This window comes from Reichenbachiella sp. (assembly GCF_039944555.1).
Taxonomy (GTDB): Bacteria; Bacteroidota; Bacteroidia; order Cytophagales; family Cyclobacteriaceae; genus Reichenbachiella.
In genome coordinates, this window is the sequence record NZ_JBDUYN010000006.1 from 772,459 (window position 1) to 793,713 (window position 21,255).

Annotated in this window: 21 protein-coding genes; 4 read left to right on the plus strand and 17 right to left on the minus strand. The window is 40.7% G+C overall.

Going from position 1 to position 21,255, the window contains the following annotated elements:
- Positions 1–41: 41 nt before the first annotated feature.
- The 4 genes from ABJD64_RS07830 to ABJD64_RS07845 form a co-directional block, all read right to left on the minus strand.
- Complete coding sequence (locus tag ABJD64_RS07830) at positions 42–1,181, minus strand: hypothetical protein (RefSeq protein ID WP_348180199.1); 1,140 nt, start codon at positions 1,179–1,181, stop codon at positions 42–44.
- A 123-nt stretch (positions 1,182–1,304) separates the two neighbouring features.
- A complete protein-coding gene (locus ABJD64_RS07835) occupies positions 1,305–1,904 on the minus strand; it encodes a tRNA-(ms[2]io[6]A)-hydroxylase (protein ID WP_348180200.1) in 600 nt (199 codons plus the stop codon).
- Positions 1,905–1,909: 5 nt separating this feature from the next.
- Positions 1,910–3,736: a putative porin gene (locus ABJD64_RS07840; RefSeq protein WP_348180201.1), complete on the minus strand. Its 1,827-nt coding sequence runs from the start codon at positions 3,734–3,736 to the stop codon at positions 1,910–1,912.
- Entirely contained in the window at positions 3,729–4,457 is a 729-nt protein-coding gene (locus ABJD64_RS07845) for a hypothetical protein (RefSeq protein ID WP_348180202.1), read from the minus strand. Before ABJD64_RS07845 ends, ABJD64_RS07840 begins: the two co-directional genes overlap by 8 nt.
- Before the next feature lie 176 nt (positions 4,458–4,633).
- Here ABJD64_RS07845 and ABJD64_RS07850 point away from each other — a divergent pair, with 176 nt between their 5' ends.
- Genes ABJD64_RS07850 through ABJD64_RS07860 form a run of 3 tightly spaced genes read left to right on the plus strand, consistent with a single transcriptional unit; the run spans position 4,634 to position 8,047 of the window.
- Positions 4,634–5,728, plus strand: a complete 1,095-nt coding sequence (locus ABJD64_RS07850) for a Nif3-like dinuclear metal center hexameric protein (RefSeq protein ID WP_348180204.1) — start codon at positions 4,634–4,636, stop codon at positions 5,726–5,728.
- Between the two features lie 5 nt (positions 5,729–5,733).
- On the plus strand, positions 5,734–6,513 hold the full coding sequence (locus ABJD64_RS07855) for a C4-type zinc ribbon domain-containing protein (protein WP_348180205.1): 780 nt from the start codon (positions 5,734–5,736) through the stop codon (positions 6,511–6,513).
- Between the two features lie 31 nt (positions 6,514–6,544).
- Positions 6,545–8,047, plus strand: coding sequence for a hypothetical protein (locus ABJD64_RS07860; RefSeq protein WP_348180206.1), 1,503 nt, complete (start codon positions 6,545–6,547; stop codon positions 8,045–8,047).
- 1 nt (position 8,048) lies between these two features.
- Here the strand turns inward: ABJD64_RS07860 and ABJD64_RS07865 are convergent, their stop codons facing one another.
- The 3 genes from ABJD64_RS07865 to ABJD64_RS07875 are packed head-to-tail and all read right to left on the minus strand — an operon-like array spanning position 8,049 to position 10,006.
- On the minus strand, positions 8,049–8,381 hold the full coding sequence (locus ABJD64_RS07865; protein WP_348180208.1) for a metalloregulator ArsR/SmtB family transcription factor: 333 nt from the start codon (positions 8,379–8,381) through the stop codon (positions 8,049–8,051).
- A gap of 21 nt (positions 8,382–8,402) precedes the next feature.
- The gene (locus tag ABJD64_RS07870; protein ID WP_348180209.1) at positions 8,403–9,104 is read right to left on the minus strand and encodes a DUF952 domain-containing protein; all 702 of its coding nucleotides are present in this window, start codon (positions 9,102–9,104) and stop codon (positions 8,403–8,405) included.
- A gap of 53 nt (positions 9,105–9,157) precedes the next feature.
- The gene (locus ABJD64_RS07875; protein ID WP_348180211.1) at positions 9,158–10,006 is read right to left on the minus strand and encodes an alpha/beta hydrolase; all 849 of its coding nucleotides are present in this window, start codon (positions 10,004–10,006) and stop codon (positions 9,158–9,160) included.
- A gap of 119 nt (positions 10,007–10,125) precedes the next feature.
- On the opposite strand from ABJD64_RS07875, the gene ABJD64_RS07880 reads away from it, so the two are divergent.
- Positions 10,126–11,100, plus strand: coding sequence for a polyprenyl synthetase family protein (locus ABJD64_RS07880; protein ID WP_348180212.1), 975 nt, complete (start codon positions 10,126–10,128; stop codon positions 11,098–11,100).
- A 56-nt stretch (positions 11,101–11,156) separates the two neighbouring features.
- On the opposite strand, the gene ABJD64_RS07885 is transcribed toward ABJD64_RS07880, so the two are convergent.
- The 10 genes from ABJD64_RS07885 to ABJD64_RS07930 form a co-directional block, all read right to left on the minus strand.
- Entirely contained in the window at positions 11,157–11,495 is a 339-nt protein-coding gene (locus ABJD64_RS07885; RefSeq protein ID WP_348180214.1) for a hypothetical protein, read from the minus strand.
- Between the two features lie 9 nt (positions 11,496–11,504).
- A complete protein-coding gene (locus tag ABJD64_RS07890) occupies positions 11,505–12,254 on the minus strand; it encodes a MerR family transcriptional regulator (RefSeq protein WP_348180216.1) in 750 nt (249 codons plus the stop codon).
- 99 nt (positions 12,255–12,353) lie between these two features.
- A complete protein-coding gene (locus ABJD64_RS07895) occupies positions 12,354–13,445 on the minus strand; it encodes a DUF2911 domain-containing protein (protein WP_348180218.1) in 1,092 nt (363 codons plus the stop codon).
- 4 nt (positions 13,446–13,449) lie between these two features.
- Positions 13,450–14,553 carry a hypothetical protein gene (locus ABJD64_RS07900; RefSeq protein WP_348180219.1) on the minus strand — a complete coding sequence of 368 codons (1,104 nt, stop codon included), beginning with the start codon at positions 14,551–14,553 and terminating at the stop codon, positions 13,450–13,452.
- 182 nt (positions 14,554–14,735) lie between these two features.
- Complete coding sequence (locus tag ABJD64_RS07905) at positions 14,736–15,377, minus strand: DinB family protein (RefSeq protein WP_348180221.1); 642 nt, start codon at positions 15,375–15,377, stop codon at positions 14,736–14,738.
- Positions 15,355–15,927, minus strand: a complete 573-nt coding sequence (locus ABJD64_RS07910) for a GNAT family N-acetyltransferase (RefSeq protein ID WP_348180223.1) — start codon at positions 15,925–15,927, stop codon at positions 15,355–15,357. The genes ABJD64_RS07905 and ABJD64_RS07910 overlap by 23 nt, the downstream gene beginning before the upstream one ends.
- Positions 15,927–17,594 (minus strand): hypothetical protein, encoded by a 1,668-nt coding sequence (locus ABJD64_RS07915; protein ID WP_348180225.1) that lies wholly within the window; start codon positions 17,592–17,594, stop codon positions 15,927–15,929. The genes ABJD64_RS07910 and ABJD64_RS07915 overlap by 1 nt, the downstream gene beginning before the upstream one ends.
- A 193-nt stretch (positions 17,595–17,787) precedes the next feature.
- Positions 17,788–18,906, minus strand: a complete 1,119-nt coding sequence (locus tag ABJD64_RS07920; RefSeq protein ID WP_348180227.1) for a DUF4249 family protein — start codon at positions 18,904–18,906, stop codon at positions 17,788–17,790.
- Positions 18,907–19,370: 464 nt separating this feature from the next.
- Positions 19,371–20,543 (minus strand): DUF4249 family protein, encoded by a 1,173-nt coding sequence (locus ABJD64_RS07925; protein ID WP_348180229.1) that lies wholly within the window; start codon positions 20,541–20,543, stop codon positions 19,371–19,373.
- A gap of 41 nt (positions 20,544–20,584) precedes the next feature.
- The gene (locus tag ABJD64_RS07930; RefSeq protein ID WP_348180231.1) at positions 20,585–21,136 is read right to left on the minus strand and encodes a hypothetical protein; all 552 of its coding nucleotides are present in this window, start codon (positions 21,134–21,136) and stop codon (positions 20,585–20,587) included.
- Between the last annotated feature and the right edge of the window lie 119 nt (positions 21,137–21,255).

Here is a 21,255-nt window from a genome sequence, read left to right on the forward strand (position 1 = left end):
ATAGATACTTTCTTTTCAACCACTTATAACAGTGTCAGCCCTTAAAACCTAAAGCCAATTAGGGTGAATAACTGTCCTTGTCCCAGATCAAGCTTCATCTCTGCAAATAACTTTTTGCCCTGCAATCCACCAGAAACATTGGCTCTAAATCCATCGCCAATCGCAGCCCCAACTCCTAAGAAGGGTTGCGAACCACCACCTTTAGACAAGGCAATTCTCATATTAGTTCCAAATCTAAGGCCGCTCTCTTTTTGGTTAACCTTAGTAATTACCCGTTGGTAACCACTTACACTTCTATTTTCTTGCTCGGTTGAATACGAATAATGCAATAACTCATTGTGAAACGTAAGATTTGCGGCTTCTGTTGGAATAAGAATTGAGTGAGTGAAGCCCAAAGTAAAACCAGCCCCGGTAGCCTCCTTAGGGAAAGTCAACCCTGCCACAATCCCAAATTTACCGGCCTTTTCATCTGTAGAAGAGTAGAAAGTTGGTTCTTTGCTATTATTGTCAACTTTTGAGCTCCCCAGTTTAGATTTTCGACATCTATAATATTGTCTATATAAGTTAGTCATACTAGACACATTATATTGTGCGGATTCAATTCCCAGGGCCTGTGAACAATCGTTGAAGTAATAGGCCAATTGCCCCCTAAACTTATTATTTTCTGCCTTTGTGAATCTTTCGGCCGAAGAGCTTGTATTGGTCATCAATTTCAAATACTGTCTATAGATCAGCAATTTTATTTCATTATCGACGAAAAAATAGAAATGATCTTTCCCCAGGCGATCCTTGTAATATAATAGCTGCTTATCTCCATCAACTAACACCTGTAAGAATACAACTCTTCGTTCAATATTCAATTCTTTGCTTTTGGACAAGGAAATAGAGCTTCTGGAACTAACTTCTACATCAACACCTGCTCCCTTGTATTGTTTTTCTCCCAGAAACATAGCTTTCACTACGTTTGGCTCATACGCCGTGACGTTTTTTTTCTCATTAGTTTCACTGAACCAAACCACCTTTGAATCCAATTCCCACGCTTCGTAATCAATGTAACCTTTCAGTGTATCGCTGTTATTTAGTACCAGTTCAACTGGTTGCATTTGATCTTGCGCTTCCGCAGAATTTGATATTACCCATGCAAGAGCTCCTATGCACAATTTAATTGTCGTCTTTCTCATAATATTTAATCACCAATTTACTTTTCGAACCTTTGCAAGGTGAATTTCGATTAGTTTGTATTTGCTAATGGTTTTTCTATTTAATAAAGTAAAGTCTAGAATGTCAACAATGACAATAGTCCATCAATGCATCCTATCAGGGCGAACCTCTAAAGTTTTGAGGATTTCGGCTTCAGCTTCCAGAAAATCAGCCCAACGTTTCATGACCTTTTCTTCCGGCATAAAGCGCTTCGCCATATCCAAAAAGCTGTGGTAATGCCCTGCCTCGGACACCATGAGCTCGAAATAAAATTTACTCAGTTCCTCGTCCTGAATATTCTGGTGAAGTATTTTGAATCGTTCACAGCTCCGGGCCTCTATTAAGGCGTTCAACAGTAAGCGTTCAACCAATTGCTCGTCTCTGCTTCCTCCTCGTCTGACAATCTCGGTAATGGCCACCACATAGTCATCCTTTCGCTTCCGGTCCAGCTTGATTCCACGCTTTTTCATCATTTCAAGAACTCGCTCAAAATGGCTCCATTCCTCGGCTACAAGGTCTGTCAGCATCTCAACCAGTTCGGCTTTTTCTGGATATTGCACGATAAGAGAAATACCAGAAGATGCTGCCTTTTGTTCGCAGTACGCATGGTCGATCAAAATTTCGGCGATAGATTTTTCGGCAACGTTTGCCCATCGCGGGTCCGTAGGTAGGTTTAGTCCTAGTGTAGTTTTATTCTTATCCATTGCCATTAGTCATAAAAGTGCCATCTCAAACCCACGTCAATCATGCGTCTTGTGGCAGGATACAAAGGAGTATCGAAATAGCCTTGTTCTTTTTTCTGATTGAGATATTTGAGTTTTATCCATAAACTCAATTTTTTGGCCTTCATCACAAAGAACAAATCACTGGTCATAAATGATGGAATCTCAAAATCATTTTGTATATAAAACTGCTGTGTAATCGGGTCATAGCCATTGGCAAAGTAGGCAGATTGCCACCTCACATTTAGTCCGAGTTGCATCTCCATGTAATTGTTGAACACAATGTTATGATAATACCATTTGCCAAAGAAATGCCAATCGGGAGACCTGATGGCATCGGCACCATCGCCTGAGACATTGTTGAATATGATCTTATTCTCAAATTTAAAATGCTTCTTAACGTTAAAATCTGCTTGAAGAGAATAATTGTTGACCAAGGCGACAGCGGAATTCTGAGCAGGCAATTTGTCGGTTCCAAAATACACATAATTGTCAACAGATGAGATTTCAACTTTGGGCTCCAGCCTCACAAAAGGAAATGCATAAAAAACCGATCCTGAAATGGTGTTAGACACTACATCGCTAAAGCTATTGGTCCACTCATAATGATTGCCAAAATATCTTTCAGACATAAATGATGGCAGGTACTTAGTCGTAGTGTATGACGCTCTGAGAAAGTTGTTTTCGTATTTACCTGAGAAGAAGTATTGTCCACCGTCCATGATTTCAACTCTACCACTCAACGCGTTAGACTGCGTAATGTATAACTTGATGTCTCCGCCGAGATAGTTTTCAGTAGTATGGCCAAAATAATCCAAATACCTGTAGTTGTAATCAATATCTCTGCGCTTCACATATCCTGAATAAAATATTCGCTTGCCTGCGCGCCCTTTGAGTCCCACTTTGACCTTCCACTCGTTGAAAAGTGAAGCATCTAGCGTAGAATCGGTTCGAATCAGAAATTGTTGGTAATAATCTGTGGTAGAGGACAAAGGAAAATCTTCGTATTTGTTTTCAACATTGTTTCGTTCAATGGTTGCAAAAATCTCGAAAAATTCGGCAACAGAATATTCCTGATACAAATGGAGTCTTGTCCGGGTATCATAACTAACCGCATTTCGGAGAAATATGTCTGAGTCCTGATATTGAAAGAAGTCCCTATCTTGAGCGTTATCTGCCACTTTTATACCTCCGGTTTCGGTAGCCTTATGTTCAAACTTGAGAGCATGAAACATCAAATGATACTTAGAATTCTTTGAGCTATGGAAGGTGTAGAAATCTACCGTGGTACCAGAAATTTGAGTTTCCCGCAAGGAAGAAGAGCCTATCAGTTTGTTTGACACAATTTTCTGTACATTAAACCCTACATTCCACTGGGCATTTACATTTCTTGAAAAGGCAAAATCAACAAGATTCCTTCCTTTTCCTCCAAACCCAATGTTCAGTTCCATAAAGGGCGATTTGGTATCATAGTATTTAAAGTCTTCTGCCTTTTTTACATATGGCGTGTAGGCTTCAAACCCACTGGATCGACCCACTTGTCTCGGAGAAGAATAATAAACGGGATGCAAAGCAGTTCCATTGTTACCCAAATCCTGATAGACCCTATCTGCCGTGTTTTTAAACTCAAAATACTCCAGGTTATGAATGGCAGTATCAATGGTATGGTAAAGCGTATCGCTGTGCATCAAATCACCCTCGTACATATACCTGGATGTAGTAGGCCCATAGACTAGCTTGGTTGAGTCATCCAATAACTGGGACCACCCCTTCACTGAGACGAAGACAAAAACAAATATGAGTAATTTATTCACTATCAGGATTTGCGTTTTGCAAGACATTTAAAATCAAGCGCTCAAAGTTATCACGATCCTGAATAAATTCTATTTTATCGGATGAATTAAATGTGTTTAGAGAAGCAACTGAGTTTTTTATAAAATAAACAGGTGTCACGATGCCGGAATATGATTGAAGATTGTCTTTGATTTTATTTAAATCAGCATTTTCAGGCGTGGCGCAAATCAAAATTAGATCCGAAGTTCTAATATCTGTCTTTGTACCCTGCAAATTACCTACCGGCCACAGGGCGTCATGATAAAATGGAAACTCAAAATCAGACACCAAAATCTTCAACTGCGGCCTAATCTCATTTTGAACAAATTCATTGTTCATCACAATGGCTGATGAATCTGTATGGTGTTGAAGCCATTCGGACAGACCTAGCACTTTGTGGCTCGTACTGAAAACTAATGGCGCGTAAGCATGCAAATAAAGGTATGGCTCTTTCGTTTCCGGTGTTAGCGCATGCGATGTAATAATATCCCTTTTGATATGCAGAGCGGCCTTCAGTAGATTTTGGATATAAAGTGAAATGCCCAAAGTATGAGTTCGCGTCAATGAACCCACAAATACCACAGGCATTTCGAATTCAACAGATTTCCAGATACCCAAATCAAATAGGCGGGCCCGTAGACCAAGTTTGAATCTATTCAGCAAGGCCAATGGCCATAATACATACTTCCAAGTTGAAATCATTGATGCAATATTAAAAAGGTGACAGGGTTATCAGGTGTTCAGAAGCGTATTAATTTAGCCAGTAGGGTCATTGACATTCCTTATATTTATGCCGGCATGGCCGGAGCAAATTAAAAGCACGGAGGCGTACGTCTTTTGTGCGAAACAAAATATTGTTGTAAGACAAAACTAAACAGATGAAAGTAAACGAAGTTATAGGTGCACTCAATCAATGGGCTCCTCCAGCCTATCAGGAGTCTTACGACAACGCCCGATTGATCACTGGCCACCCCGATCAGGATTTGACTGGTATTATAATCAGTCTGGATTGCACCGAAGAGGTTGTACAAGAAGCGATTGATAGAAAAGCGAACTTGATCGTGGCTCATCATCCAATCGTATTCAAAGGCCTAAAGTCATTTACCGGAAAAAATTATGTAGAGCGCACGGTAATTAAAGCGATCAAACATGACATTGCTATTTTCAGTATTCATACCAACCTAGATAATGTTAACACAGGAGTGAACCGTATGATCTGCGATCGTATAGGCCTGAATCATTGCCAAATATTGGCCCCCAAGTCGAGTACTTTAACCAAATTAGTCACTTTTGTGCCTGCTGCTCAGGCAGATGTGGTTTTAGATCATTTGTACCAGGCCGGCTTGGGTCAGATAGGCAACTACGATGAGTGCAGCTTTCAAACAAAGGGTACGGGAACATTCAAACCAAACGACCAGGCCAATCCCGCTATTGGTCAAGTCAATCAGCGCGAATCCGTTGAAGAATTGCGGATAGAAGGTATATTCCCTACTCATCGCAAAGGCAAGGTCATTGCTGCACTAAAAAAAGCCCACCCTTACGAAGAGGTTGCTTATTACCTGACGGCACTCGAGAATGAAAATCAAGAAGTAGGATCAGGAATGATTGGAGAACTAGACGCTCCCATAGCGACTGAGGAATTCCTCAAACTGCTCAAAACTAAGTTTAACCTGTCAGTCATCAGACATACGGAGTTTCATAAAACTCAGATCAGAAGAGTAGCCGTTTGCGGCGGTGCCGGAAGCTTCCTCCTGAGCCATGCCAAAGGTGCAGGTGCCGACGTTTTCATTACTGCAGATTTTAAGTACCACGAGTTTTTTGACGCTGAGAAAAAAATAATCATCGCAGATATAGGACATTATGAAAGTGAGGTATTTACAAAAGAATTGATTTGCAATTTTTTAAAAGAAAAATTCGCTAATATTGCACTCAATTTATCCGAGGTGGATACAAATCCTATAAAATACTTTTAAAATACATGGAAAGTACGGTAGCGCAAAAGCTCGAAGCTCTAACAAAATTACAGTCAATAGATTCGCAATTAGATGAACTAATAAAAGTCAGAGGGGCTTTACCTGAGGAAGTGATGGATCTCGAGGATGAGATCGCGGGATATGAGACCAGAGTAAACAATCACAATAGCCAAATCGAAGAGTTGGAGTTGGGAATTTCCAACAATAAGACCGCTATCAAGGATTCGGAGAAGTTGATCCAAAAGTATGAAGAGCAGCAGATGAATGTTAGAAATAACAGGGAATATGATGCGATCACAAAGGAAGTAGAACTTCAACAATTAGAGATTCAGATTCTCGAAAAAAGAATCAAAGAAGCTTATGCTAACATTGAATCTAAAAATGAAGAGATAGCAGACACCAAGAATGCTCTGGAAGAAAGAAAGAAAGATCTTGACAGCAAAAAAGGTGAATTGGACAACATTACCACCGAAAGCAAAGACGAAGAAGATAAGTTACTGAAAGGTAGAGAGAAGGCTTCCAAAATTATAGAAGAGCGTTTGCTCTTGTCCTATAACAAAATCAGAGGCAATGTCCGAAACGGATTGGCCGTTGTACCTGTGAAAAGAGATGCTTGTGGGGGCTGTTTTAATATTGTTCCTCCACAGAAGCAAGCTGAAATCAGAGAGAAGAAGAAATTGATCGTTTGCGAACATTGTGGTAGAGTATTGGCAGACGTAGAGGAAGTAATTGAAGAGGAGAAAAAGCCAACAAGAACAAGAAGAAAGGCCGCTCCAAAAAAATAGGAATGAATTGAAGGCAATTCAAAAACATATAGTGAATATAAAGGTGGGCATGTCTCACCTTTTTTTGTTATTCGCTTTGTTTCAATTTGGACTAACCAGTGCTCAAAGCATCAAAGATCATCCGGAAATATACGCCGCTTATCACGATGTACTCAAACTCAAACTAGAATCCGGAAGAGCTAAGTTAAACCAGGTAATACCTAACCAGGCACAGCTAGGCCACTATCATTACGTAAAAAGTCTGGCCGATGTGATCGAGATTTTAATCACTGAAGACCCTGCGCTTTATAAAAAATATGAAGACAGTGAAGAGGACAACCTAGACGGCCTCAGAGAGATGGATGAAAACGATCCGCATAGAAGATTTTACAATGCTGAAATCAAAATACAGTGGGCGATCATTAAAATCATGTTTGATGAGGACATGAAAGCTGGACTATCACTAAAAACAGCCTATAACTATACTGAGAGAAATATAGAGAAGCACCCAGATTTTGAAGCTAATTACAAATCGTACGGTTCTTTGCACGTATTATTCGCCGTGGTTCCAGAAAGCTATCATTGGATTCTACGGTTATTCGGAATCAAAGGCAATTCCATTTTAGGCTGGGATGAGTTAAATAGAATTCAGCCCGATAATCCTTATTGGTTAGAAACGGGTTTGATCAAATCGCTGATTGCCATCAACATTCTAAATAAAGAACAGCAGACTCTTGAGCTCTTGGATGAGCTTCGCGAAGACCACAAGGATAATTTAGTTGTAAACTATCTATACAACACTGCGCTGATCAAGTATGCGAAGAGTGAGCAGGCACTACCGAATTTACGTAAACTGCTTTTTGCCAGTGAGGACTATCACCAAATCGTAAATGTTTACTACAAACTCGGTGATGTATATATGCAAAAGCAACAATACCCTTTAGCTAGGTATCATTTATCTAAATTTCTCAATCAGCACAAAGGCAAGAATTACGTCAAGGACACCTGGTTCAAAATATTCTTAAGCTATTGGCTCGAAGGCAACGAAAAAATGGCAGAAATCCATTGGAATAAAGCCAAAGAATCCGGAGATACTTTCGCATCGGCAGATAGGAACGCGAAGAGCATTTTGGATGAAGACCATTATCCAAATTCGTTGTTGATGAAGGCCCGTCTGGCCACTGACGGTGGATATTTTGAACTGGCTGATAAAGCCTTGAATGATATCCAACAAGGTTCATTAGCTGATAAAAAGGAAGAATCTGAGTACTTCTACAGGTATGGACGTCTTTACGACAAAATGGAAAGAGACCAGGATGCCATTTTTAATTATCTGAACGCCATAAAAAAGGCAGGAAAAGAGAATTGGTACTTTGCTCCATCAGCCTGTTTGTATACCGGATATATCTACGAATTCAGAAAGGATTATAAAAAGGCCGAGTTCTACTACGAAAAGGCAATGTCCTATAAGAAACACTCTTACAAGGCAGGAATCGACAACAAAGCTCACGCTGCCCTCGAACTACTCGAAGATAAGTTGCCGACAGAAGACTGATTCAACAACAGCCATCTGCGCATGCCGCCCGCTGTGCAAAAAATTTAGAGAAAGTCGTGGAGATGGCTTCCCATTTCACTTCATCGATACAATAGCAAGTACTGGTACCTTCGATGTTTCCTTTAATGATACCTAGGTTTTTTAACTCCTTGAGATGCTGAGAAACCGTAGCCTGAGCCAGCCCTAGCTCTCCGACAATGTCCCCACAAATACAACTATTGGCTTTTAGTAAATAATCCAATATCGCTATCCTGGCTGGATGCCCTAGCGCTTTCGACATTACGGCCAATTCATTTTGATGTGCAGTGAATTTTTCAGTCTTAGATAATCCCATAATCGTAATATTACGACAAAGTTAGTTAATAGTTTTAAGATCGAGGTCTGTAGACGTTCGAACGGGACGTAGAAACACAATCGCAGACTTATTCAACTTTCCATGTATATGAGGGAAAACTGCATTGCGCGAGCTCACCTGCGCCATATCCACTTCTGCTTCCACCTTGCTAAGATCAATTCCTATAAGAACCAGTTCGTCGGTCGGGCTGAAATACCGCTCGTAAGATGTTTTAAGCTCTGAAAAGTAAGATGTATGAATAAAGCCCTCACTTTCAAGTGATGCATGCGCATAAAGCGTGCTTTGGTCCTGAGACTCCCAATCCTTCTTTGTAGCCAGGTGAAAACTTAGGGACTCTGGTAACACGGGAGACATGAACATTCTCTCCTTCACAAACTTCAGAAAAGTATTGAGCACAAATTGATTGGCTTTTATCAGATAAACATGATGATGTTTGCCTTCCATCAATTCCAATCCATCCTTTCCCAAAAAACCATAATACATCCATCCAAAAAAGAGGAATACCAATAGCAAGTTGGTCTGATAGTGGTACCAACCCAACGAAAGTGCTAACCAGGAAAAGCAGGTACCGATTCCTCCAATTACCAACGGTATGATCAATTTCTTACGATTGATCGTAAGTCCCTTGATATTGCTGAGCGCAAAATCAGTTCGTTTGTCCTTAAAAATAACTACGAGTACCTTGTCATAAAGTACCAACATATTTTTAGAATCGCCACTCTGGCCCAAATAACATTTTAAGAGAATCGGCTGCATCAGTGGGCCTTCAGAAATGAAATTGTCTCTTTCACCAATTGTTCAGAATGTTCAGGCAGAACGGTTTCGGTCCAGGGATGTTTCCCTCCAAAGGTATGGCCGCCACCTTCAATTTTCTTCCTGATTACATCCGGATAAAAGCTTTTGAACATCAATAGGGATTCGACTGGGACCGTTTCATCTTCGGTTCCGTGAATAGCCAAAAATGGTATTTTAAATTTGGTCAACTGGCTGCCAATTGTAAATCGTGCGGAGTTGTTTTCAAAGTCTTCGACAATTTGGTAGTTCATTGGCATTTCCTGCATGGTGCGGGCATTTTTGATGTATTGCACACCTTTCTCTTTCCATGTTTCCACAAAGCTATCCGACCAAAATGCCTCAAGATCTGGCACGGCTGCCCAAGTTACCAGTCTGCGCACTCTGGAATCTTCGCATGCCTTTAATACAGCTACTGCTCCTCCTCTGCTATGACCGATCAAATAAATCGCAGAAGTATCCACTTCCTTTTTGGCAATAGCCAACATATCATTACTGATATGATCAATCATCACCTCTATATCATCCAATTCAATAGTAAAGTTATTGTTGGCAAAGGCCTCCAGGTCTACAAAGTCCAGTGGATAATCCGGGGTCACTCCATTATGGGATAAATTCATTTTCACATAAACAAAACCAGCTTCGGCGATTTGATCAGCCATTGCATTAAAATGCATGGCATCCTTGAAACCCTTGAAACCATGAATAAATAAGATAACTGGTTTCGATTGTCCGTTGGCCATAAATCTAAAATCCGCACTGAACGGCCTTTGATTGTGTTTTGAATGAAGTATTATTTCTTTTTTAATCATAAACTTTGGTCGGCATAAAATCAAATATCAGCATCCTGAACTCATTATTGAAATAATTGACAAGAACCTTGCATTTATTTTCTGTCTAATCCCTCATTGTATTAATTTGCGCCCAAATAATGACGCTCAGAATAAAAGACATCCAATCTCCAGTAGCTAATGAAATGGCTGAATTTGAAAAAAAGTTCAGACAGTCAATGAAAAGCAACGTGATGCTACTGGATAAAATCATGGCTTACATCGTTAAGCGAAAAGGAAAACAAATGCGCCCGTTATTTGTCTTTTTAAGTGCTGCTACTACCGGTCAAGTGACCGAAGCTTCCTACCGCGGAGCATCATTGATAGAACTTTTGCATACGGCTACTCTTGTTCATGACGATGTCGTCGATGACTCAACTTATCGGAGGGGCTTCTTTTCAGTCAATGCCTTGTGGAAAAACAAAATTGCGGTTCTGGTCGGTGACTTTCTTCTCTCCAGGGGTATGCTGCTATCCATTGATAACGAAGATTTTGATTTGCTGAAATTGGTATCAGAAGCCATCCGGGAAATGAGCGAGGGAGAGCTGCTCCAGATGGAAAAGGCCAAGAAACTAGACATCACCGAGGAGATATACTATGAGGTGATCAGACAAAAAACGGCCAGTCTGATCAAGGCGTGTTGTGCAGTAGGTGCGGCCTCAACCGGAGCGGATCCGATCACTGTTCAAACGATGGGAGAATTTGGCGAAAAAGTGGGCATGGCCTTTCAGATCAAAGATGACCTATTTGACTACGGCACCCAGGAGATTGGCAAACCTTTGGGAATTGACATTCGAGAAAAGAAAATGACTTTACCGCTGATTTATGCACTCAATCAAGCCACTAATTCGGACAAAAAAGACATCAAACGCATCATCAAAAAGCATAGTGAGAACACCAAAAAGGTAAACGAGGTGATTGACTTTGTCAAAGAGAAGCAAGGACTCGCTTACGCCACAGATGTGATGAATCAATACCACGGTGATGCTATCAATATGCTCAAAACCTTTCCTGATTCACCTGCCCGTCAATCTTTGGAACAGCTGGTGCAGTTTACCATTGAGCGGACAAAGTAATAGTTACTATTAAGCTTATTCAAGCAAAAAATATCGTATTTACTTTTTTGACAATGTTAAATTTGAGCTTGTGGATTCAATTCATGTATTTGTATTTTTGAATCTCTTCTTATCAACAAGGGATTATCTCTGAGTTGAATAAATAATTCACTCTCATCAGACGCTGCCAAAACCATATAACCTTTCAATACTTTGTCGGTTTGATTCATATGCTCAAGTTTATTCGATGTAAGTAGACGGGCTTCTGAATCTATTGGACTTCCGCCTATAAAATTCGCATCATCACTAAATCTGGAGAGGTATGCACCCCAGGTCTTGTAGTTTTCAAGCTTTTCCTCCCCGGTTAGTCTAAGGTCCGTTTTACTGCCATAGAACAAAATAAGAAATTGTTTCATGCTTCAATTTTATAGACTTTTTTCACAATAGATTTCGATGGCTTGTTTGATAAAATGAGCAAGCCCTGTACGATATTTTTCATAGTAAGCACGGAAACGCTCATCTTCTACGTACATGTTTCCCAAGCCGAGATACCTCTCTTTAGAAACCTCATAGAAAAGATTCATGTGTCGATAGTGAAGTGTAATCGCTTCCTGTACGTTCAGATCCTCAGGAGACAAATCCATCAAGTCAGCCAAAAGCTGGTTAATTTCTTCACCTTTTTGCTGTGTATCTTCCCAGCCTGCCTTGCCCATGGCCCGAATCCGGTCTTCTGTTTCCTTGAGTTGTTCTGCTCCCCATCGATCAGTGACCTCCTGTCTCATGGAATTCACTTCATTGGCTGTAAAGCCTTGATAAATTTCGCTGTCTTTCATCATTTTTTTGTTTTTTAATTCACTCAATGTTTTTTTAACGGTGTGCATGAGTTGTTGCAAATTCCGCGATTGTTTGAGCAATTCCTTTTTGTGGGATTCAAGGGCATCGATCAAATCAAAGGTGGGATCGCTGATGACTGAATGGATATCCTGCAGCGAAAAGCCTAATTCTTTATAGAATAGGATTTGCTGAAGCATGAGCAGCTGCTTACGTTCATAAAATCGATAGCCCTTGCCGCTCCTGAAAGAAGGTTTTAACAGATCTATCTGATCGTAGTAGTGTAAAGTTCTTACACTGACTTTAGCCAATTCAGACAGCTCCTTAACAGAATATTTAGTCATTACTCAACAATTTTTTTCAAATGTAGAGTATGACGTTACGTTAGAAACAAATGTTTTTTGAGATTTTTTTGAATAATAGCCAACACTCCCTGACAGCAACTACATTCGCTCCAAAACCAATTTATTTTGAAGGTATAGATATCGGGCATAATTTTTCCAGTTATCAGGAGCCAGTTCGAAGGATTTTTTGAAGTTCTCCACCACTTTTTTCTGATTGCCGTCCTTTAGATAGTATTCTCCCATGGACAAATATCCCTGCCACTGGTCTGGATTGGATTTGATATTATTAGAAAGAAGTCGATAAGCTTCCTTCTTGTCTCCTTTTACTATTAGGGTATTTAACCCATAATAATACATGGCGAAGCCCTGGGAATTTTCAATAGTCAGCTTCTTGAGGTTCTCTCCTTCCCTGACTTCTCCTTTTTGAATGAGCAGATCGGCCTTCAAAATGTTTGTCGAAAATTTCTCATAAGGCTGCAACCGTTCCTCCACAGAATCAATTTTCGCCATAGCACTATCCAGATAGTCTAATGCCATTTCAACAGCCTCTGGGTCTTTCCTTAAGTTTTCTATGGCTAGAATACGAAAATCACTGGTTGACTTGCTTTCGTTTTTGTTCAGATCGGAAATGATGTTGGACGTGACATCCACCTCAACGGTAAATTTGGCACTCGTATCTGCCCACCTTAATTCAATATTTGCCGCCTCTATTTGAGGATCCACAAACCTATAAGACAGCCATTCCTGATGCGGTTTTTTCTCAGTCTCAACTGGCACTCTCAATACATCATTTTCAGGTGTATATTGAAAGGCTCCCCAGGAAGTATTGCTGGAAAACACAAAAGTCCATTCAAGTTCATTTACTAAAACGACTAAGCCATATTTTCCCGCCGAGATTTTCTGTCCATTGATTTTGACATCATGTTGAAATTCTATTGTAGTACGCTGATTGGATCCCGCTCTCCATGCATATTCTTTTCCGTCAACCACAAAATCAAAAGGTACAATTCCGCCGAAAATCTTACGCCCCTGTGCCGTCGGACTGTGGTACACTATGGTTATTTCTGTAGTACCAACTGTTCTGGCAATGCTCGTTGACTGACTTATTCTTCTCGAATTCTGGACGTCCTGAGCGTTTACCAATAAACTGCCTATTGACAGCATAAGGGTCATTAAAACAACTTTTTTCATAATGTTACTTCATTTTGATTCCTTGGTTATCCTGTATTTTACCCGTGATAAGCCACCCGCCAAAACTCTCAGATACCGCCATTAATAAAGTGTTATCTCCCTTTTTAAGATCTAAATAGATAGCATCAAACAGACCGACGGTGCCTAAATAGCGATAATCCCTGGAACGCCACATGTTCATGCCTTTGTATATCAGTTTCTCATTTAGAATAGCTATTACACGATCGCTATAGCCAAACTCTAGCAATTTGATTTGATCTCTATCCGACCGTATGGTTACTTTGGCAAAGACAGTCTCACCAGGCTTACCATTATACAAAGTTTGCACTCTTGATATATTGGCCGCTGTACCTTCTTCTACCTGAACCTTTCTGCCCCATGTCCTGGCTTCAATCACAGCACTCACATTGTTTGGATTTTCCAAAAGTTTGGCCTCGAACATGTCTGAAATTTCCCATTCAGGTATCAGACCTTCTATTGGCTTCCTCTCTATTGGCTTAAAATCAACCATTTCGAAGTTGTTTTCATCAACCATAACATCTGCCAGATGCATGCCTGATGCGCCACCTCCACGAAGAAACAACTCTCCTTCGCGAACAGGGTTCGTAAGCTCCCATGACAAATTCGGTATTTCGGCATAATCCATGTATACCTGCGCCTGATTATTGTTGACCACCACTTTTACGTGTGTCCAATCGTCATACTTGTACTCATAAGGAAAAGAGTATCTTGAACCAAAGTAGAGTTGCCAGGGTGTAATTCCCTTTACGGCTGGCGCTGCCTGATTGGCATCTGGCTTTCCTGATAGGTGAGGTCTGAGAAAAAATTGTTCTGTATCTCCACCAACTGCCCTGAAAACTACGCCTGGGAATGCTTGTTCTTTTTTGAGATAAATATCGAATTCTATGGTTCCATTCAAAAATTTGGAATCCTTGAGCTTTATCGACCCTCCCTGAAGATATATAGCCTGCTTGCCTTTGTAATTCTCAAGAAGGTAAGACCTGGCCTGGACCTTCCAGTGAGAAGTGTCAATTGGGATAATTTCTTGTGCTACTGCCGTTGATGTAAAAAACAACCCAAGCACTAATGCTGTTGCAAATCGTATCATTTTACTTTTAGTTTTTGACCTTGTCGTAAAGATGTGATTGCATGAGAAAAAACAGCGGAAAATCCTGTTCAATACGGTTCAATATGATTCAAGGTCGAGTATGACCAGGAATTAGAGTGCACAACTAAACCTTGTCATGGCGGCAAACTTGCATTGGCTTAGTTGATTTGAATTTCAATTTGTCAAGCAGGTAGTCTTTTGATCACAAACTTCATCTGTCCTCTGTGGTTTGATTCGTGCTCACAAACGTGGAACCATTTGCAGTAGTTATTGGTGGGTTGATTGCCAAAAAATGGCTCTGATTTCATGATCCACTCGTCGTCCCTTTTGGCAAACTCCTGTTTCGTTACTTCTCTTACTTTTTCCAACTGATCGAGGTAATAGTCGATTCTATTTCCCAAAATCTGTTCCTTCGCTTCTTTACCCAACGTCATAGGCACATCCCACTCTTTTTTGATCTCGTCGCTCCAGGATCCCCATTCCATTTCTTCAAAGGTGTTCAGCTGATAGTACCTTTCCGTAGCGGCTAGATGCATGAGCATGGCACCTATAGAATTCGATTGATCATCAATTTGAAAGTCCAACTGCTCAACAGTCAAGTCTTTAACTGTATCTATCACCCAGGTACGCATGACCGTCATAGTAGAGAGTAATGCTCCTACATGCGGTGAGTAGCCCTTTTGTGGACCTACCAAATACAGGCCGTCCTGTTGCTGTAAAGGTTCCTCAGCCCAACTCATAATCGGTGCACTCGCCAATCCTGCAGTCAGTATAGCAGAACCTTTAAGGAATATTCTTCTGTTAGGTTTGATCGCGTTTTTCATTTTTTATTGGTTTAGCAATAGATGACGATGGTGTCACTTCCAACTGCATCAATATATCTGTTTGCAAGTCTTTTCCAAGCAGGAAACTATGTTTACCAAAAGCAATAAAGCCATGTTTGTAATAGAATTGAATGGCCCTAAGGTTTTTCTCCCAGACACCTAACCAGATATAACTGGCTTTTCTGGATTGTGCTATTTCGAAGGCCTTTTTGAATAAGAATTTCCCTACACTTTTTCCATAGTAGGCCTCAGATACATAAATTCTTTCTATTTCTACTGCATGTAAATCATGCTTTTCTGTTTGTGCCTGACCATAATTGACCTTCAAATAACCGATGGATTGATCGTCCAAACTAGTCAAATAAAATTCAGACTCAGGGTTTGTAAGTTCTTTTGTCAACTGTTCTTTCCCAAATGCCTCATTCACATATTGATGAATATCCTCTTCTTTATTGTCTTTGGCAAAAGCTTCCAAAAATGTTCGCCTACCTAAAAGATGGATGGTTTCCAAATCGTCGATTGAAGCTCTATTGATTTCAGGCGTGGTCATTAATATTTATTCAGATTCCTTATCGGTTCATTATTTCCGGTCATTTGCCAGTGACCAAGGGCAATTGGAATATTCCCAATGCTATTTAGCTGATCAAAAAAGTCTTTGACTTTAAATGGATTAGCGTCTGATTCTTTCATCTTCGCAAAGTCTGCCATGGCATTCTCAAGAAGATACTTACCCGTTATGTAGCTGGTTCCATATCCTGGTTGACGTAGATATAGATGCTGTTCAAATAGTAACAGTTCCTTTTCCGTTTTCATCCAACCGCGAGGGGTATATTCTGAATGAACCATTCCTGCTTCCTCCATGGTCAGTTCGTTTGCATGCGCGTAAAGGGACCCTAGGCCCCTGGCTGCTCGCTGCGCAATCATAATGTAGACAATCTCTTTCACTCTGGGCGCATCGTCGTACAGTCCGGCTTGCATAAACATCTCCTCAACAGCCGTAGCCGTACCTTCGTTTCTAGAATCGAAGATGTTGTATAATAAAGGTCCCTTTCGGATTTCGCTGGTGTGTGATTCTGTATCCATTCGGGCCAATTCAAACCAGTGGTAGAAATGAGAGTAAAGTGGCCTTGGGTCATAATGCTCTCCGATCACAAAGAAATTACGTTTCTCTTTGGGTACATATTCGCCCAAATGCTCTCTCAAAGCCGGCTCGAAGTAATCCTTAACTGTAACAATGTCTTGCTCTTCCAAAAAGCGCATCAGACTTTTTGCACCGGCATCAGCCAGTCGATCAAAGCTTTCGGGTGAGTCTGCATCAGTTAGTTGTGGCAAGCTACGATTTCTGTGCTCTTCCAATTTTAGTGAAGACCATGCACGAGCTAACTCTCTCTTGAGAAGCATGACTTCGTCTTCCCAGGTCAACGGAACGAGGTGCACATTTTGGAGATACCAGGTATAGTTTTCTTTGCCTATGCCAGATGGTCCTGTTTTCGAATTTGCCTCGGAATTCAGCCAGGTGACTAGTTCATCTGTTGATTTAATGGCCACCTGAATGGTACTGGTCAATTCGGCATCCTCCTTTATCCCTTCTTTATCCAGAAGGTCTTCCAGTAGCATGCTCTGGTATTGAATCACACCAATACCAGCCAACCATAGTTCTTTGGCATTTCCTGTCAGGTTTAGTTTGGCTTGGCTGTTCAACGGAGGGATAACCTTGAGGTCACCCAAAAAAAGACTTCGTTCCTCCGGACTCAGCGGAAAAGTGTAAGTCCAAACCTCAGTGGTCCGATGATGCGTCGGGCCTTCATGGGCAGGCACATCGCTGCGTGCGTTCCATATCGAAAAGTAAAATGCCGGATCTCTAGCCCATGGCTTTAAAATGCGATGATTGAAATCATATCCATTCATTTCGGCCCAGGCAATGAACCAGTCGACCCTTTCTTCAACATACCAGCCGGTGGTATCCATGGCCTGTAATCTTTCTTGTAATAGTTTGAATTCTGGCCAACGCTTTTCAAAAGTGGCAGCTGTATAATCCGGAGCACCTTCTCGCATGGGTGGTGTTTCGAAAGCCCGCCATTCTTTGAAAAGCTCTACCAGGTCCTGGTACTCTGACTCGATGGTCAATTGACCGCTTTTTTGAGTAGCCTCGGATTGGCAGTTTAGCATAATAAAGCAAACACAAGCCATCGGGATTGTAGAAAATAATTTCTTCATGGGTCATTTTTGGAGTTACTAGAACTAATATAACTGATTTTGAAATGGGAGAAGATACTTAGTATGCTTAGCTGTCATTCGGCAGAGGAATGTACGTCAAAGCCTTTGTCAAATATCTGTCTCGGTGCTAGATGATTATCCTAAATTAAGAATCTCTCCACCAGCTGAATTCTCTGACAGTGAGGGACATTCATTAAAAAGTCCACCAATCGGGTTTGATGTTAGTGATTTCAGCGCCCTTATTTATACCGTCATATCCCAGGCAATTGCGACACCATTCAGCCGGTTCAGTAGGAAATACGACAAAGCACTCTTCAATATATAATGGGACATATGATAGGGCCCTTTTATCAAAATACCAGGTATAATATTCTTCATTCACTACTCCAAAAAAACCATACGCTTGTTTTTCAGGGTTAGCAGAATTTATGTTTGAATAAATATTGTAAGGCGGAGGCGCAAATAAATCAGCCTGGGCTTCCTGATTGTGAACATCGGCCCAAAATTGGTGATGTTCGCGTGAAATTCCCTGCTGTCTTATCCTGGCGGAAAGCCCAAATTTGGTGCTTTGATTTCCTGAGGTCTTGAGGAAAAATAAATTGATATTTGGGGGTGTACCTTTTTGTTTAGCCAATTTGTTCTCATCCAGATAGTACGTTTCGCTCATCCAGCACACACCGAACGGATGGCTTCTAGGAATTAGCTCAGCGACGACCATCCAGGTAGTATGGAAATCCCATCTAAAATAGTTGAAAGCATCACCAGATGCAACTGGTAATTGTATATTGACATCTAAACCTTTGAAGCTTTTGATTACAAAATCTTGACTTGCCGAGACCTTTTCAAATTTTGAAGTTTCTTCTACATTGATTTCACCACGATAATCCTCATTCGGCATTTGATCATAGTTCGACTCGTATTCTTCACCATTTTCAAGCTTAATATTGACTTTATACTTCAAATTTGGTTCGCTTTTGAACATCGGATAGTACAAATAATAAACTCCAGGCTGATTTACATCCTCTGTATAATCCCAATGCTCATTTTGATCGTTACTGAGTACTACCTCTGCTCCCGAAATTTCTTCATCGATGAAGTTCTTTACAGCACCGGCGTACTTTAGCTTCACAAAAAATAACCGTGGCTCACCAAACAAGTCCAAATAGTCGTCAGATGATATGTCTGATATGAAACCTTCTACAATAACCACCGGAGGCTCACCTTCGCTTTCAAACTCAAAGCGCTCAATGCATGAAGAAAGAAAAATCAGAGCAAATGCAATTGTGCACTTTCTCAGGGGATTGTTGTTCATCAGGTCCATCTCGAGGGTTAATAATTAGAGCTGGCTTTCAGTTTTACCCTTCACCAGACCACCCAATAAAATTATAAAGATTTCCAGCGTTTGAGTTAGTATGTTCGCTCAATGTTTTGATTATCCAACCTCACATAGTAGAAAGTGTCGTCCTTAAGACATTTTGCTTCAGCAATGACGATAACGGCAACATCTGGCCCCCATTTGGGTCCGTTTCGAGAAATTCACTCAACAAGATAGTCAGCAGTTTCACCAGGTTCACTGCTATAATCGGTGATCCAAATAGCGTTTCCATTTATGACATATGCTTTGTTAACCAGATACAGGAGTTTCTTCATCAGCGCATCTTTGGAATAGTTATTATCTGGACATAACCAATTTGAAGATGCATACCTCATCATGCACTTAGAAGGTACCGTACAAGAATTTTAAAATTGTCGCCTTGTAAAAGCTAAAGAGTTCTATTAGAATGTCCACCAATCTGGTTTGATGTTGGTAATTTCGGCCCCCTTATTTATACCGTCATATCCCAAGCAATTTCTACACCATTCAGCTGGTGAAAGCGGAGGTTCTACATGGCACTGATCGAAATAGTAAGGGACATATGACAGGGCTTTCTTATCCAGATGCCAGATGTAATATTCCTCGTTGACCACTCCAAAGTATCCATAGGTTCCCCTTTCATGCCCTATGGCATTGATATTAGTATGGATATTGTATGGTGGTGGAGCGAACAATTCAGCTTGGCTCTCCTGATTATGCAAATCAGTCCAAAACTGGTAATATTCTTCAGACATTTCCTGTTGTTTTATTACAACAGCAAACCCAAACTTCGTTTCCGGGTTCCTAGTCGTTCTAACAAAAAACAGGTTGATATTTGAAGGCAAACCCTTTTTTCTGACGATTACATTTTCATCCAAATTATATGTTTCGCTCATCCAGCACACGCCAAACGGGCCGCTTCGGGAAGCCAATTCAGCTACTACCATCCAGGTAGTATGGAAATCCCAGCGGAAATACCTAAAACTATCTTCTGATGAGGCTGGCATTTGTATATTGACATCCACACCTACAAAGCTTCTGATCACATGTTCCTGACTTACAACAACTTTTTGTAATTTTGATGTCTCATTTATGTTAATTTCTCCACGAACATCCTGACTTGGCATTTGATCAAAGTCCGACTCATACTCCTCGCCGTTTTCAAGCTTAACATTGACTTTGTATTTAATATTTGGCTCGCTTCGGAAAGACGAATAGTACAAATAATAAGTTCCTGGTTCATTAGCATCTTCTGTGTAGTCCCAATGCTCGTTTTGATCGCTTATCAGCTGTACTTCTGCTCCGGAAATTGTTTCATCAATGAAATTCTTTACAGCACCAGCGTACTTTAGCTTCACAAAAAATAACCGTGGCTCACCAAACAAGTCCAAATAGTCGTCAGATGATATGTCTGATATGAAACCTTCTACAATAACCACCGGAGGCTCACTTTCGCTATTAAACTCAAAGCGTTCAATACATGAAGAAAGAAAAATCAGAGCAAATGCAATTGTGCACTTTCTCAGAGGGCTGTTGTTCATTGGGTCTATCTCGAGGGTTAATAAATAGAGCTGGCTTTCAGTTTTACCCTTCACCAGACCGCCCAATAAAATTATAAAGATTTCCAGCGTTTGAGTTAGTCTGTTCGCTCAATGTTTTGATTATCCAACCTCACATAGTAGAAAGTGTCGTCCTTAAGACATTTTACTTCAGCAATGACGGTAACTGCAACATCTGGTCCCCATTTGGGTCCGTTTCGAGAAATTCGCTCTACAAGATAATCAGCAGTTTCACTGGATTCACTGCTATAATCAGCGATCCAAATATCGTCTTCGTGAATAACAAACTGCTTTACAAGGGCGATGTCGGAAGGCATGTTGGTAGAATCTGTATTCACAAGCCAGTTGACAGAAATCAAATTTTTACCATCGGGTGGACTGACTGGCATGAAGTCGCGCCAAATTGCAGCGTGTAATTCCAGGATATGATCGTCTACGTTTATTTGATTGGACGACTTGATCAATAATTCATCAATTTTGTTTTGATTGCCTCCAAGGCTATCCGAATCGTCCTGACTGCAAGAAATTATAAAGGGCAGAGTCATTAAAAGTATAAGAATTTTTATCATGTCGATACTAAAGGTTTCTTCTAAGACACAGGCTGCCTTTATATGGTTGGAACTGAGCATCGAGTTGGGAGAAAATCAGTAGTGACCTGAAACCAAGGTATTATTTGGACATGAAATCACCGGTTGGCTGATGTTTTAGCAAGCTAATTCACAATCATGATTCAACATTGTATGACTGA

Bases quoted from the DNA above. Each gene is read 5' to 3' on its own strand.
- ABJD64_RS07830 (WP_348180199.1), bottom strand. From the start codon at position 1,181: ATGAGAAAGACGACAATTAAATTGTGCATAGGAGCTCTTGCATGGGTA.
- ABJD64_RS07835 (WP_348180200.1), bottom strand. From the start codon at position 1,904: ATGGATAAGAATAAAACTACACTAGGACTAAACCTACCTACGGACCCG.
- ABJD64_RS07845 (WP_348180202.1), bottom strand. From the start codon at position 4,457: ATGATTTCAACTTGGAAGTATGTATTATGGCCATTGGCCTTGCTGAAT.
- ABJD64_RS07850 (WP_348180204.1), top strand. From the start codon at position 4,634: ATGAAAGTAAACGAAGTTATAGGTGCACTCAATCAATGGGCTCCTCCA.
- ABJD64_RS07855 (WP_348180205.1), top strand. From the start codon at position 5,734: ATGGAAAGTACGGTAGCGCAAAAGCTCGAAGCTCTAACAAAATTACAG.
- ABJD64_RS07865 (WP_348180208.1), bottom strand. From the start codon at position 8,381: ATGGGATTATCTAAGACTGAAAAATTCACTGCACATCAAAATGAATTG.
- ABJD64_RS07870 (WP_348180209.1), bottom strand. From the start codon at position 9,104: ATGTTGGTACTTTATGACAAGGTACTCGTAGTTATTTTTAAGGACAAA.
- ABJD64_RS07875 (WP_348180211.1), bottom strand. From the start codon at position 10,006: ATGATTAAAAAAGAAATAATACTTCATTCAAAACACAATCAAAGGCCG.
- ABJD64_RS07880 (WP_348180212.1), top strand. From the start codon at position 10,126: ATGACGCTCAGAATAAAAGACATCCAATCTCCAGTAGCTAATGAAATG.
- ABJD64_RS07885 (WP_348180214.1), bottom strand. From the start codon at position 11,495: ATGAAACAATTTCTTATTTTGTTCTATGGCAGTAAAACGGACCTTAGA.
- ABJD64_RS07890 (WP_348180216.1), bottom strand. From the start codon at position 12,254: ATGACTAAATATTCTGTTAAGGAGCTGTCTGAATTGGCTAAAGTCAGT.
- ABJD64_RS07895 (WP_348180218.1), bottom strand. From the start codon at position 13,445: ATGAAAAAAGTTGTTTTAATGACCCTTATGCTGTCAATAGGCAGTTTA.
- ABJD64_RS07900 (WP_348180219.1), bottom strand. From the start codon at position 14,553: ATGATACGATTTGCAACAGCATTAGTGCTTGGGTTGTTTTTTACATCA.
- ABJD64_RS07905 (WP_348180221.1), bottom strand. From the start codon at position 15,377: ATGAAAAACGCGATCAAACCTAACAGAAGAATATTCCTTAAAGGTTCT.
- ABJD64_RS07910 (WP_348180223.1), bottom strand. From the start codon at position 15,927: ATGACCACGCCTGAAATCAATAGAGCTTCAATCGACGATTTGGAAACC.
- ABJD64_RS07915 (WP_348180225.1), bottom strand. From the start codon at position 17,594: ATGAAGAAATTATTTTCTACAATCCCGATGGCTTGTGTTTGCTTTATT.
- ABJD64_RS07920 (WP_348180227.1), bottom strand. From the start codon at position 18,906: ATGAACAACAATCCCCTGAGAAAGTGCACAATTGCATTTGCTCTGATT.
- ABJD64_RS07930 (WP_348180231.1), bottom strand. From the start codon at position 21,136: ATGCTCAGTTCCAACCATATAAAGGCAGCCTGTGTCTTAGAAGAAACC.